This is a genomic window from Georgenia sp. SUBG003, from assembly GCF_000715355.2.
Taxonomy (GTDB): Bacteria; Actinomycetota; Actinomycetes; order Actinomycetales; family Actinomycetaceae; genus Georgenia.
Genome location: NZ_CP180204.1, coordinates 3,675,882 through 3,688,400 on the forward strand (window position 1 = coordinate 3,675,882; position 12,519 = coordinate 3,688,400).

At 68.1% G+C, this 12,519-nt stretch carries 11 protein-coding genes and 5 pseudogenes; 9 read left to right on the forward strand and 7 right to left on the reverse strand.

The features are described from left to right. Positions 1 to 11 precede the first annotated feature (11 nt). Positions 12 to 620: pseudogene (locus DA06_RS19315) on the forward strand (M16 family metallopeptidase); the annotation flags it as partial. Between the two features lie 24 nt (positions 621 to 644). On the opposite strand, the gene DA06_RS19320 reads toward DA06_RS19315, so the two are convergent. Continuing rightward, the gene (locus tag DA06_RS19320) at positions 645 to 974 is read right to left on the reverse strand and encodes an alpha/beta family hydrolase (RefSeq protein WP_418605771.1); all 330 of its coding nucleotides are present in this window, start codon (positions 972 to 974) and stop codon (positions 645 to 647) included. A gap of 359 nt (positions 975 to 1,333) precedes the next feature. On the opposite strand from DA06_RS19320, the pseudogene DA06_RS19325 reads away from it, so the two are divergent. Together DA06_RS19325 and DA06_RS19330 are read left to right on the forward strand one after the other, a co-directional pair. Continuing rightward, positions 1,334 to 1,958, forward strand: a pseudogene (locus DA06_RS19325) (recombinase family protein). Between the two features lie 213 nt (positions 1,959 to 2,171). Beyond that, a complete protein-coding gene (locus DA06_RS19330; protein WP_418605773.1) occupies positions 2,172 to 2,399 on the forward strand; it encodes a hypothetical protein in 228 nt (75 codons plus the stop codon). A 1,003-nt stretch (positions 2,400 to 3,402) separates the two neighbouring features. On the opposite strand, the gene DA06_RS19335 is transcribed toward DA06_RS19330, so the two are convergent. Next, the gene (locus DA06_RS19335; protein WP_418605774.1) at positions 3,403 to 3,729 is read right to left on the reverse strand and encodes a hypothetical protein; all 327 of its coding nucleotides are present in this window, start codon (positions 3,727 to 3,729) and stop codon (positions 3,403 to 3,405) included. Between the two features lie 493 nt (positions 3,730 to 4,222). Here DA06_RS19335 and DA06_RS19340 point away from each other — a divergent pair, with 493 nt between their 5' ends. Beyond that, positions 4,223 to 4,588, forward strand: coding sequence for a DUF2809 domain-containing protein (locus DA06_RS19340; RefSeq protein WP_052436994.1), 366 nt, complete (start codon positions 4,223 to 4,225; stop codon positions 4,586 to 4,588). 96 nt (positions 4,589 to 4,684) lie between these two features. Here the strand turns inward: DA06_RS19340 and DA06_RS19345 are convergent, their stop codons facing one another. Together DA06_RS19345 and DA06_RS19350 are read right to left on the reverse strand one after the other, a co-directional pair. Next, positions 4,685 to 5,221, reverse strand: a complete 537-nt coding sequence (locus tag DA06_RS19345) for a hypothetical protein (protein ID WP_418605775.1) — start codon at positions 5,219 to 5,221, stop codon at positions 4,685 to 4,687. Between the two features lie 311 nt (positions 5,222 to 5,532). Next, complete coding sequence (locus DA06_RS19350) at positions 5,533 to 5,853, reverse strand: hypothetical protein (RefSeq protein ID WP_043503267.1); 321 nt, start codon at positions 5,851 to 5,853, stop codon at positions 5,533 to 5,535. Between the two features lie 445 nt (positions 5,854 to 6,298). Here DA06_RS19350 and DA06_RS19355 point away from each other — a divergent pair, with 445 nt between their 5' ends. Further along, positions 6,299 to 6,961 carry a hypothetical protein gene (locus tag DA06_RS19355; protein WP_418605776.1) on the forward strand — a complete coding sequence of 221 codons (663 nt, stop codon included), beginning with the start codon at positions 6,299 to 6,301 and terminating at the stop codon, positions 6,959 to 6,961. Next, complete coding sequence (locus DA06_RS19360; RefSeq protein WP_043503271.1) at positions 6,961 to 7,380, forward strand: DUF6228 family protein; 420 nt, start codon at positions 6,961 to 6,963, stop codon at positions 7,378 to 7,380. The genes DA06_RS19355 and DA06_RS19360 overlap by 1 nt, the downstream gene beginning before the upstream one ends. A 50-nt stretch (positions 7,381 to 7,430) precedes the next feature. Here DA06_RS19360 and DA06_RS19365 read toward each other — a convergent pair whose 3' ends face one another. Next, complete coding sequence (locus tag DA06_RS19365) at positions 7,431 to 7,808, reverse strand: hypothetical protein (RefSeq protein ID WP_043503274.1); 378 nt, start codon at positions 7,806 to 7,808, stop codon at positions 7,431 to 7,433. A gap of 400 nt (positions 7,809 to 8,208) precedes the next feature. Between DA06_RS19365 and DA06_RS19370 the strand changes: the two genes are divergently transcribed. The 3 genes and pseudogenes from DA06_RS19370 to DA06_RS19380 all read left to right on the forward strand — a co-directional run. Beyond that, positions 8,209 to 8,730 carry a hypothetical protein gene (locus DA06_RS19370; RefSeq protein WP_043503276.1) on the forward strand — a complete coding sequence of 174 codons (522 nt, stop codon included), beginning with the start codon at positions 8,209 to 8,211 and terminating at the stop codon, positions 8,728 to 8,730. An 809-nt stretch (positions 8,731 to 9,539) separates the two neighbouring features. Beyond that, positions 9,540 to 9,866: pseudogene (locus DA06_RS19375) on the forward strand (dynamin family protein); the annotation flags it as partial. A 401-nt stretch (positions 9,867 to 10,267) separates the two neighbouring features. Continuing rightward, a pseudogene (locus DA06_RS19380) lies at positions 10,268 to 11,470 on the forward strand (translation initiation factor IF-2 N-terminal domain-containing protein); the annotation flags it as partial. On the opposite strand, the gene DA06_RS19385 reads toward DA06_RS19380, so the two are convergent. After that, entirely contained in the window at positions 11,442 to 11,927 is a 486-nt protein-coding gene (locus DA06_RS19385; RefSeq protein ID WP_418608105.1) for an ACP S-malonyltransferase, read from the reverse strand. The pseudogene DA06_RS19380 and the gene DA06_RS19385 sit on opposite strands and share 29 nt — an antisense overlap. A 217-nt stretch (positions 11,928 to 12,144) precedes the next feature. After that, positions 12,145 to 12,507 (reverse strand): annotated as a pseudogene (locus DA06_RS19390) (PucR family transcriptional regulator); the annotation flags it as partial. Between the last annotated feature and the right edge of the window lie 12 nt (positions 12,508 to 12,519).

Below are 12,519 nucleotides of genomic sequence, written 5' to 3' on the forward strand. Positions count from 1 at the left end.
TCGTCGTCCCCGGCCCGGAGTCCGCCCTGCTGCCCGGTCGCGGCTCCGCGGTGACCGTGGGACGCCCGACCGAGCAGGCCAACGTCCTCCTCGGCGGCCCGGGCATCGCGGCCGGCGACGAGCGCCGCTACACGCTCTCGGTGCTCACGACCGTGCTCGGCGGCGGCATGAGCTCGCGCCTGTTCCAGGAGATCCGCGAGAAGCGCGGGCTCGCCTACTCCACCTACGCCTTCGCGTCCTCCTACGCCGAGGCGGGCACCTTCGGGCTGTACGCCGGGTGTGCACCCGGCAACGTCGAGCAGGTCACCGAGCTGCTCGACGCCGAGTGGCGGCGCCTCGCCGAGGAGGGCATCAGCGAGGAGGAGCTCCGCCGGGGAGTCGGCCAGCTGCGCGGCAACATGGTTCTCGGACTCGAGGACAACGGCTCGCGCATGTCCCGCCTCGGGCGGGCGGAGATCGTCCACGGCGAGCTGATCAGCCTGGACGAGCTGATCGCCCGGATCTCCCAGGTGACCGCCGGGCAGGTGCGCGACCTCGCGGCGGAGCTCGCCGCCGCGCCGCGCTCGCTGGTCGTCGTCGGTCCCTTCGACGACGACGTCGCGGCCCGCCTCCTCGCCTGACCCGACCCGCCCGCCCGAGGAGGGTCAGGCGGGGAGGACCGCGGCGAGCCAGCCGGCGACGGCGGAACGGACCGCCGGGAGGTCCTTGCCGAGACTGTGGTCGCCCGCGACCGGGACGACCGTCCGACCGGGTGCCGACGGCGGCATGCCGAAGGGGTCACGTTCCCCCTGCACGACGAGGACCGGCACGGTGACCTGCTCCAGCTCGGGCAGTCGGCTCGGCCGGTCCGGCCGCCCCGGCGTCTGCAGCGGGAACGCGAGGCACAGCACCGCGACGGCACCGACGTCGGCCGCGGTCCGGCAGGCCACGCGGGTCGTCGACACACGGGCGAGCCCGATAAGCGATTGCGTCACCGCGCTAGCGTCTCAGGAATAACATGCCGCAACTTTGAAATGGCTAACCCGAGTTCCAACTGCAGACCGACGGAGGGTATCAACCTCCCGTGCCACGGCGGCTGCTCGCCGCTCGCTAGGATGCTGCGCGCCGCTCTTCACAGTGCAGGAAACTCAGTAGCGGCAGTCGTTCGCTCACGCAGGTAGTCCCGTCCGGCTGGCGCCCGACCAAGCCAGGCCGACTGTCACTTAAATAGCGGAGGACCCGTTTTCGTGACATAGATTAAGTGACGGGTTAAGTGACACACAGTCAGCGCCGACACGGCCGCACCCCCCAATTGTCACGTAATCGGTCGTTTAAGTGACAAGGGAGTGCATCGGTGCTGGTCGGGTACATGCGGGTCTCGAAGGCCGACGGGTCCCAGACCACCGACCTGCAGCGCGACGCCCTGCTGGCCGCCGGCGTTGATCCTGGCGCCCTCTACGAGGACAAGGCCTCCGGCAAGACGGACAACCGCCCCCACCTCGCCGCGTGCCTGAAGGCGCTGCGCCCCGGTGACACCCTCGTGGTGTGGAAGCTCGATCGGCTCGGCCGCAACCTGCGCCACCTGGTCAACATCGTCCACGACCTCACCGACCGCGGTGTCGGCCTGAAGGTCCTCACCGGCCAGGGCGCGGCCATCGACACCACCACCGCCTCCGGCAAACTCGTCTTCGGCATCTTCGCCGCCCTCGCCGAGTTCGAACGCGAACTCATCTCCGAACGCACCATCGCCGGCCTCGCCGCCGCCCGGGCCCGCGGCCGCACGGGCGGCCGCCCCAACAAGATGACCCCCCGCCAAGCTCCGCCTCGCCCGGGCGTCCATTGGGCAGCCCGACACCAACGTCGGCGACCTCTGCAAGGAACTCGGCGTCACCCGCCAGACTCTCTATCGCTACGTCTCACCCGCCGGCGAGCTCCGCGACGCCGGACGCCGGCTCATGGATCAGAGCCGGAGCAAGTGACCCCCTCCCCAGGGCCGCGCCGAGGGCGCGGCGATGGTGGCGGAGGTGTCGCGCATCGGCACTCAGGGTGTGTGCGCCGGCGATCGTCGCAGCCGCCACCTGCGCTACGGGTTGAAGCCGTGCACGCAAGTACCGCAAGAATGACCGGGCTGCGGACCTCGCTCAGCGACGGAACCGCCGCCCTCTCTCTGGTTCGAGCACTACCGTCGACACATGCGGGAGGAGAACTCGGGTATGGCGACGGATGAGCACCCGACGCGGAATTCTCGAACTAGACGACGGCTCCGAAACGCACTTCTGGTGCTCATCCTCCTTGGCGGAGCTCCCACTTTTGCCCTGACAAGCCGACTGCTCGAGATCTCCCTCTGGTTCGCCATCCCGATCGTCGGCTACGGGATCATCGTCGTTATCGCGGCAAAGAAACTATTCGATGGAAAGTAGACCGGCTATAGAGATGGCCCGAGTCCTCCTGACATCCCTGCGGTGGATCGGTTGGATGTAGTACCCGCCACGCGGGAGTGCGGGCGAGTTCGGAACGCTGCGCTTCGGCGACGGAACAGAACAGTGTGCGTCCGGCGCGTCGCTTACCAACGTCTCTGGCCATACCCGAGGCACGCGTCGGCTCAGTCGGTGTCAGAGGCCGTGCTGCGGCCCCAAGCTGCAGCCACCTTCAGCGTCGCACTACAGACAGTTCTGCGTTCTCCGCTGGAGACCCGCCCTCGTTGTGGCAGGCTGACCGACAGCGCCATTCTTCAACAGGCTGCGGAGGTCGAGATGACTGATGGTGGGAACGATCGATTTCCTTTCGGAATGCGCCCCGGTGTCAACGACAACTGGATGCAGCCGAGCTTTCGAGACGCACCGCGGCAGAGCCCCCCGACGCCCATGGCCGATCCTCGTCTCGATCTTGGTAACGCTCGTCGTGATTGCTGCGCTTATCGCCTTCAGCGTATTGAGCTAAGAAGGCTCGGCTTGCTCGCCGTTCAGCGATGTGGCGGTGCAGCGGCCGCGGCTGAGCGACAACATGGCGTGTAAGGGGTGGTCTGGCGGTAGCCGAGGATCTCAGTGAGCACGGGGATCCCGCTCGTCTTTACGAGCTTTGCGACTGTGCGGAGGCGGGCGGTTCCAGCGGAGCAGACGGTCTTGAGACGGTGGCGCAGATGACTGCGCTGAGGTCGTGACCGATCACGCGGAGGAACGCACTTTCGAAAGCTTGTGCACGGTGCAGACGTCACGGCCTCCGCAGTGGTGGCGGTGGACACGAAGGTGGCTTCCGAGCGATCGGTGATGTCCTTTTCGACGGCGCAATACTGCTTAGGCAGTTCACGATCTGCATTCCTGCGCACCGTCACATCCTCGTGCATAAGCCGCCGGCACCGGGGCAGGACTCACACCGTCGCAACCTCTGACGAGGCTCAGTAGCCAACGGTCCGCATGGGATGCCCTACCTACTCATCGTTGCGACGGCATGGGCGACGGGGGGGCGGTTCTGGAGGACGACACCCTGCTCGTCCCCGACCGACAAGATCGTATGGGGGTCGAGATTGAGCGTGTCACCGGGATGCAGGTTGGTCGCCCCGTTCCGGCGCACCCCGTTGATCGCATTCAGGTAGGAGAGGTTGACGCAGAAGCGCTCGGCGATGAAAGCCCCCACGTCGCCGGCGGCCACGGTGTACGCCACGGGCGTTCCTCCATCGTCCAGGATCGCCGGGCCGGTCGCGAACTCCCGTGGCCCACCGTCGACGGGAACCTGCTGCTTCCAGCCGGCCACCGCCTCGGGATCCCCCGGCCCCGCGAACTCCAGGTCCGGGCAATCACCACCCTTGGCCGCTGGAGCCCTCGAGGTGGGCGCAGCGGCTGAGGGTTCCGGCTTGCTCATAACCGGCGCCGGGTCGGAAGTGGCCACCACTGTGTTGTCCGGGGGCGCGGTGTCCGAGGCGGTGCAGGCCGAAACGATGAGCACAACGGCACACGCAAGCGACATGCACGTGAGTCGTTTACTCATCCGATCTCCCGCAAAGTTCCGATCCGCACCCAGACAACTATCCTCAGCATTTCACGAACCAGACAGCTCTTCGTACTGTTCACGGCAAGCGGGCGACTAACTGACCACTATCGAATTCGCTGAGTTAGGGACACTAAGTCGCAACTCTCGCCCTGACGGCGGCGGGATTCCACGCAAGTTGGAGAGTCCATGGCAGACCATCCAGTACCCGCCACCCCTGTCGCGCACCGGCGCATCGAGCAGAACCAGGCAAGCCACGTTGTGCGTCATCGCACTGATAACCGTCGCGCTCGGGCTGAGCATCCGCACGTTTACCGATGGCGCGTGGACGGGACCGGCCGGCGACGCCCTGTACGCCGTCCTCATCTATCTGCTCGTCGCAATCTTGTCTCCCGGCAGGCCCAGGGCAATGATCGCGGGCGCAGCAATAGCGGTCTGCCTGCTGATCGAGGCACTCCAACTCACCGGCCTGCCCGCTCAGCCGGCGCAATCCTGGCCGCCCATTCGACTGGTGCTGGGCACCACCTTCGGGATCGCGGACCTGTTCGCCTACACCGGCGCATGCACCCTCGCCTACGCACTCGATCGGAAGCTCAGCAACGCACCGAACCTCGCTCGGGGCTAGCAACCCTCAACCACGCTCACAGCCGCGCATCATGAGCCCGGACCGCTCGGGGGCACTAACGTCCGAACGAGGCACCCCACCCCCCCTCAACTCGGCTCAACACCGGAAGCACAGGCGACAGGACACCCGGTAACGCCGGTGGTGAAAGGCCTGCGTCATCCCCCCGGTGAAGACGCCGATCGCCAGTTCCACACCTGCGTCCCGGCACGCCGCGGCGAGGGCCTCCGTGGCGCCGTGCCACTCCGCGGATCCGATGCCGACCGCTTCCATTCCTGACCCGGGCGCAACCGCGGGGGCGATCCTTCGAAGGTCGGCGATCGCATGACTGACGGCACCGTCTCTGCCTGATGGCAAACGATCGAGCACGCGCGTGGCGATCCCGTACCAGCCCTGCTGCTCCTGGCGCTCCATGCGCCCATCACCAACACCGATGTCCGCGTTCTCCACGATCGTCATGACATCGCTGAACCCCGCGCAAACGGCGTCGTCCGCCACGACGGCGGCGGTCGACGAAGACGCCGTCGGAGCGCTCTCAGTTGACATCGCCTCGGCGCCGCTATTGGCGCTGCAGCCAGCGACAAACACGGTCACTACTACGACAGCCGACGCACCCGCGGGCAGCTTTCTCCACATTTGGAACCTTCCCTAGATCGGACGGTGCTGGAGCTGGACGCTATCGCACCGTCCAGACTCCGTCCGGAACTAAGTCTTATCCAGCGCGTGGGATGCAGTTTCGGACGTCTCTGACCATGCCGAGGCGTTCGTCGGATCATTTTCAACCGGTCAGGGGCTGTGCTGGGTCCCGGCCGCAGCCGCGTGCCAACGCCGCACTGCGGAAAGATGTTCGACGTCGAGTGGGAAGTCGATAGCCCTCCCCCCCACGCAGGGCTAGAACGAGCCACCTCTTGAACCTTTTCGTGCCCCTCGGCCGGATTTCCGCTATATCAGTCCAATGGAATGTCTTTTTTTCTTACGATCGTGATGATGTGGAGACCGTTCAGATCGGCCTCGATCCGGGTCTTGTAGGCCACCCACGCCCCGAATCCGAACATGACGAACAGGCTCACGAAGGAGAACGACGCGACAACATATGAGGGCGAGTCCCGCCCCCGAGCGAAGATCCACGAGATAGCGAGCACCAGGCCGACGGCGCTGAAGAAGGCGTTGGAGTACATCATCGGTCGCCGCAGGATGTGATGCCATGACTCCCGTGGCGGCAGCGAGCCGCGCTTGTCTCCGTCATCCGCGACGCCCATGCCGGTCATCGTGGCATGCAGGGCGGCGGGTTCTCCGACGTTTCGCCCTCCAACCCCTCGACAGACCAACGGTTCCGGACGGCTGTAACTGCGATGATCACGCGGCCTTGTCGTCATGAGGAACCGCGCCTTTGATATCCGTCTACCTGCCGTCGGAATCGCAGGTTTCCGGCACAGCGGTGCATCAGACTTGGTGTGTGCTGAACGAGAGACGAGCTCGCCTACGGTGGCGGTGCCTGGGCGACGGGCCGAACGGACCGCTCGTATGAGGGGGCTGTCGGCCCGAGCGGTCGCGGTACTGCGCTGGGTGTTTCTCGTCGCGCCGTGCCGGCTGTATCTCGCTGGTGAAGCCTCCGGTGGACGTGTACCGATGCGCTTCTTGGTGGGAATGTTCGCGTTCGCTGGTGCTGCTGGTGGGGTCGGGGCGCTAGGTGCGGCCGTTACACAAGGCAGCGTGGAGGACGCGTTCTTTGACGGCGCCATGGTCGGGCTCGCGGCCGTGGCCGTGTGGGCGATCTACGCGGTTCTAGTTCTTGGTGTGTTGTGGGTAATGGGCCTGGGCCCGGATGAAGTGGTGTCGGGAGCGGGGAGGAGAAGGTCGGGGCGCCACGTCGGATCGCCGGAGATGTCCGGGTGGCGGCGACGGGGCCATGATCCGCTTGTACCGGTCAGCCTTATCGCTGTCTTTGCCGTCCTCGGCGTGGTGTTCGCCGGAGTTTCGCTGTGGACGTGGCATGCGGAGGAGCCGTTTCGCGGGGACATGGCGACAGCGCATGCCGAGGTGCTGGCTTGGGATCACGGGTGGCTCGGTCTTGGCGACCGCGAGCTTGTCGTCTGGTTTGTCGACGCCGGCACGGCGGTTACCGCTCGTGTCCGAGCCGAGGACGTCGTTGAGGAGGCCGTTCCTGCCCCGGGCGGCTACTTGACGGTGGAGTACCCGCCTGATGCACCGCATCAAGCTCGACCTGTCGGTACCGCGGAGACGAGGGCGGAAGACGTTCGCCTTGCCGTGTGGGCGGCCGGCGTGTCGTCACTGCTCGCCCTAGTTTCAGCGTTTGGTCGCTTCATCGGTAGACGGGGACCGCAGCCGGGCGGCGCCCCTGCGGCGGCGACCTGATGTCCGGCATTCCCACCGTACGAATCGGGTCGCTCACTGAGCACCTGTTGCTGACCTCCAAGGGTGGCGACGGGACGGCTGCTGTGCTGATAGCGACTCTCCAATTGGAGGGCCTAACCGCTACGGCTCGAGTGCTCGGAAATGATCCGATCGGTTTTCGCGATCTCGCCGAGTTCTTCGAAGGACTCGAAAGGGATTGGCGTGGGTGGCACGACGCCCGCAGCTGGGAGTCGCTCGAGCAGAACCTCACGATTGAGGCAGGTCACGAATATGGGCATGTTCGCCTGACCGTGGTCGTGCGCCACGATCGGTCTGACTGGGACAACGAAGGCTGGCGGGCGATCGGCGATATCACCCTTGAGCCGGGCGAGCAGCTCTCGCAGGTCGCTCGCGATGTGACTGCGCTCGCCCGGGGCTAAGTGAGACTGCGCCAGCAGAGATTCGATGCCGGCCAATCTCAAATTCACGCTTACGGACGTTTCTGCTGCTCCCCGCGTACCCGCGTGGTGCGGTGCGGGGCGCCTCGCACGAACCAGGCTCTGTCCTGAGTCCGCGCAATTCGTTTGCCGGTGTCCGGCAACACCCAGCGAGACCGCACCACTGTGGCGTCGCGTAACCAGTCCTGCCGGTCCACCGGGCGCTGCAGCTGGCGCTCGAGCCACTTGGCGGCCAGCGTCCCGTAGGTGCCCGGCTCCTCTTGGAGGCCGAAGACCGTCAATCCGTCGTTCGTGTACTCATGGTTGTCGAGCAGATACTCATCACCCCACTCGCCTTGGAGCGCCCGGCATCCCCGGCCGTCGTCCCAGTAGCCGATCTGCAGGGTGCAATGCCCAGGCGGTACATCCACCCCCGGGCACGTCGGTCATCACCACCAACGGGCGGAGGCCCGCGACGACCCGGAAAGCGTCCAGGGCTACGTCGGGGACGGCCCAGTGAGAGACGTGGGCGGCGAAGGCGAGAAGGAATTCACGTTCTGCGTCAGTCCGCGGAGCATCCCCTGTGAGCGGCGTCCCCATCCCGCCAACGTAGAGCAACACAGAGCCGGACGATCCGTGTTCACTCTGGCCCTCTCCGTTGACAATCCCAGGAACCGCCATCACCAACGGATATGGACTGCGTGGCCGGTTACAGGCACGGCCAAAGTCGGTCCGCGGTGGCGTCAGAGGCGTGGCTCAAGCAGCTGGCTTGCTCGGAGCGGGCGCTAGAGTCCGACTGATCGCTCTATCAATGATGACGGGAGCCTGTTGGTGGACGATGGATCCGACGACGCGGCGCCCTGGATCACCTCGCTGAGGAACTTCCTGCCCGGTGTGGCCCCGGTGGCCGTCCTGCTCGCCCGCGGTTCCGACGTCGTCGTCGCCATCAGCACCGTGCGCTGCTTCCCTGCCGGCATTGAGATCAACCTGATCGTCCATGCACAGCATCCCGGACCGGACCTTTTCGACCAGGTGTCCGGATACAGCACCAGCGAAGACCACCTGCAGTGGACTGTTACGTACCCTGACGGTGCGACCGCCGTTGCCGGTGCTGACGTCGGCAACAGCGCTCCAGAGACGCCGGTGGTCATTCCGTTGTACACCAGCGGCTCGGCGGGCGAAAGCGAGGCGGAGGTGACCGCAACCTTCTGGCTCTCACCTCTTCCGCCTGCCGGCACCCTCCGATTCCTGTGCTCCTGGCCGGGCCGCGACATCCCGCCGGTCACCACCGAACTCGACACGGAGCCGCTGCTTGAGGCCGCCGGCCGGGCCGCGCCTCTGTCGAACGTCTGACCGCCGCCCGGCGCCGACAGGTCCCAGCGATATAGCAACTACTCCGGCCTCATCCTTAGCCAGCTCTACCAGTCCACCGAAAAGAACGACTCGATCCTCACGCCGTTGACGAAGAAGTCTTGCTCCTTGAAGCAGTCCACCCGCGGGGAGACGACTACTGGTCAGATCTTTCTCCCGAGTTCCGCTCCCTAGATGCGACCCATAGCCCCAAAGTCACCAAAGCAAGGAACCCCAATACGCCGCCCACCCAGTTACCGAGGCTGTCACTCACGAACACACTCAGCCCGATCTTCGCGATCAGCCCGAGCAACCACAGAGTCAGCGGCACCTTCCACGAAACACTCCACGGCGACTCGCTCATGTCCCACCGCCCTCCGTCGGATTAAAACGCTATTGCCCGGGGTCCCGGTTGTGGGGGAGATGCCACTCAGGCGCAATCGGTATGCCGATCCAGAACCCCTAGCGCGGTGTTGAGCTGTCGCTTCGCCCCAGGCGGCGATCCTCTTTGAGCCGCCGCCACGCAAGGATCAACTGCACGATGAAGACCACGAACAGAGCAGCGCATCCTGCCAGGAGCGCATAGCGGAGTGACGTCGCGCCGTCGCTCCTCAGACCTAGGACGAGTCCAATTCCGCTGAGGAGCATACCGACGGCCAACATCGCATTCGCCCAGATACGGGCTTTCGGATTCTGCGACGCGCCAGTCACGGCCTCACCATAGCGACGCCAGGTCGGGCGACCCCGCCGCCGAGATGCTGCGCGCGTACGAGCGGCGCCTCGACGAGCCGCTGCGCGTGGCCGTCGCCGGGATGGTCAAGGCGGGCAAGTCCACGCTGCTCAACGCGATCCTGGGTGAGGAGATCGCGCCCACGGACGCGGGGGAGTGCACCACGGTGGTGACCTGGTACCGGTACGGGGCCACGCCGCGGGTCACGCTCTTCCCGGTCGACGGCGCCCCCCGGCCGCTGCCGGTGCGCCGGGCGGACGGGCGCCTCCTCCTCACCCTCGACGGCGTGCCGCCCGAGCGGGTCGGACGTCTCGAGATCGAGTGGCCCGTGCCGAGCCTGCGCCGGCTCACGCTCGTGGACACCCCCGGCATCGCCTCCCTCGCGAGGGACGTCTCCGCCCGGACGACCGACTTCCTCACCCCGCAGGACGCCCCGGCCCAGGCCGACGCCGTCGTCTACCTCATGCGGCACCTGCACGCCTCGGACCTCGGCTTCCTCGAGTCCTTCCGTGACACGGAGGCCAGCCGGTCGGGCACCGTCAACGCGATCGCCGTCCTCTCGCGGGCGGACGAGATCGGCGCCGGCCGCATCGACGCGATGATCTCCGCCGGCGTCGTCGCCGACCGGTACCGGCAGGACCCGACGCTGCGCCCCCTGGCCCTGGGGGTCGTTCCGGTGGCGGGCCTCGTGGCGCAGAGCGCGCGGACGCTGCGCCAGTGGGAGTTCGCGGCGCTGTCCGACCTGGCCGCGCTGGACCGGCCGGTCCGCGAGCGCATGCTGATCTCCGCCGACCGGTTCGCGGCCCCGTCCGCCCCGGTCGACGTCGCGCCGGAGCGGCGCCGGGCGTTGCTGGAACGGTTCGGGATCTTCGGGATCCGCCTCGGCGTGGCGCTCGTGCGTGGCGGCACCACGGACCCCACGGCGCTGGCCCACGCCATGGTGCGCCGCAGCGGGCTCGACCAGCTGCTCGCCCTCCTCGACGCGCAGTTCCAGGCACGCGCCGACCACCTCAAGGCCCGCTCCGCCCTCGTCGCCGTCGAGCAGCTGCTGCGCGAGCGGCCGCGGCCGGGCGCCGAGGGCCTCACGGAAGCGCTGGAACGGGTCCGGGCCGGCGCGCACGAGCTGACCGAGCTGGCGCTGCTGGCGCAGGCGCGCACGACCGGGCTGCCGCTGCGGGACGCGAAGGCCGCCGCGGAGGCGGAGGTGCTCGTGGGCGGACGCGGCCCCGCCGCGCGCGATCGACTGGGCCTGGCGGCGGAGGCGCCGGACGCAGCGGTGCGCGACGAGGCCACCGCGGTCGCGCCGGCGGCCGTCCCGTCCGCGGACGGAAGTCGAAGCGCGCCAAGCGCCAGGAGTTCGAGCAGCAGTCGGCGCCGTCGCTCGGCGGCGTGCAGGTTCCCCGCGGGGACGGCAGCACGATCGTCCGCATCCGGGCCGGCGCCTCGCTGGCCGACTTCGCGGATCGCATCGACGCCAACCCGGCGTCCCTGGTGACCGTGCTCTTCCACCTCGGCGAGATGGCCACGGCCACCCAGTCGCTGGACGAGGACACGTTCAAGGCCCTCGGGTCCGAGCTCGGGTACGTCATCGAGATCGTCTCCCCGGAGGACGAGGACCGCGAGCTCCTCGAGAGCTTCGACATCGACCTCGAGGCGGAGGAGGCCGGGGAGTCCGACGACGTCCTGCGGCCGCGGCCGCCGGTCGTGACCGTCATGGGTCACGTCGACCACGGCAAGACCAAGCTCCTCGACGCCATCCGGTCCACGGACGTCGTCGCCGAGGAGCACGGCGGCATCACCCAGCACATCGGCGCGTACCAGGTGCGCACCGATCACGAGGGCCAGGACCGCGCGATCACGTTCATCGACACCCCGGGTCACGAGGCGTTCACCGCCATGCGTGCCCGCGGCGCCGACGTCACGGACATCGCGATCCTCGTGGTCGCCGCGGACGACGGCGTGATGCCGCAGACCGTGGAGGCGCTCAACCACGCCCAGGCGGCCGACGTGCCTGCTCGGCCGTGCCGGCCGCCACCACCTGGCCGCCGCCGTTGACGTTGGCCGCGGTCAGCCCGTGCCGGGCGAGCACCTCCGCCACCTCCTCGGGCCTGCCGCCGACGACGGCGGTCATGCCGGTGGGCCGGGCGGCCGCGGCGTCGGCCATCGCCCGCCCGCGCTCGCGCACGAGAACCAGCGCCTGCTCCTCCGTGAGCACTCCCGCGACGGCCACGGCGGCGAGCTCGCCGACGGAGTGACCGGCGGTGGCGTCGGGCGCGGGCACGTCATCCAGCGCCAGCGCGCGGTGGCTGAGCAGCGAGGCCGCGACGATGAGCGGCTGCGCCACGCGGGTGTCCCGGATGGTGTCCGCGTCGGCGGTGGTGCCCAGCGAGACCAGGTCGAGCTCGGTGACCTCGGCGTAGCGCCCGAGGCGCTCGCGCAGCGCCGGCTCCTCGAGCCAGGGAGCGAGCATGCCGGGAGTCTGGGCGCCCTGACCAGGGCAGAGGAGGGCTAGCACCGTCCCACCTTGCCAACCGCACCCTGTCCCGCCGCGCCTACGACGCCTACCAACTCGCCGAGGGCGCCTTGTCGGTTCCCCACAAACGTGTGGGAAGGGACACGGCGTCGTCCCTGGTGCCCGGCGACGGCGGTCGACGGGGTCTGTCGTGATCTCACGGTCGGCCGCGGGCTCACAGCCCGCTGTGCCGGGAGCCGGTCCCGGCGAGGCGCCCGACGGCGAGCGCGACCTGCAGCACGAAGCCCTCCCGGGCGTCGGTGGGGTCCCAGCCGACCACCTGCCCGATGCGGCGCAGCCGGTAGCGGACGGTGTTGGGGTGGACGTACAGCGCCCGGGCGGCGCCCTCGAGGGAGCGGCCCTGCGCCAGGTACTCCTCCAGCGTCTGCACCAGGGGCCCGCCCGCCGCGACGAGCGGTTTGTAGAGGTCCTCCACCAGGGTGCGGCGCGCGAGCGGGTCGCCGTTGAGCATGCGCTCCGGCAGGAGCTCGTCGGCCGGCACGGGGCGGGGAGCGCCGGGCCAGGCGGGCACGGCCGTCGGATCCTCGTC

Excerpts from the sequence above, each read along its gene's own strand:
- DA06_RS19360 (WP_043503271.1), top strand. The coding sequence starts at position 6,961 with ATGTCCGGCATTCCCACCGTACGAATCGGGTCGCTCACTGAGCACCTG.
- DA06_RS19345 (WP_418605775.1), bottom strand. The coding sequence starts at position 5,221 with ATGTGGAGAAAGCTGCCCGCGGGTGCGTCGGCTGTCGTAGTAGTGACC.
- DA06_RS19350 (WP_043503267.1), bottom strand. The coding sequence starts at position 5,853 with ATGACCGGCATGGGCGTCGCGGATGACGGAGACAAGCGCGGCTCGCTG.
- DA06_RS19385 (WP_418608105.1), bottom strand. The coding sequence starts at position 11,927 with ATGCTCGCTCCCTGGCTCGAGGAGCCGGCGCTGCGCGAGCGCCTCGGG.
- DA06_RS19330 (WP_418605773.1), top strand. The coding sequence starts at position 2,172 with ATGCGGGAGGAGAACTCGGGTATGGCGACGGATGAGCACCCGACGCGG.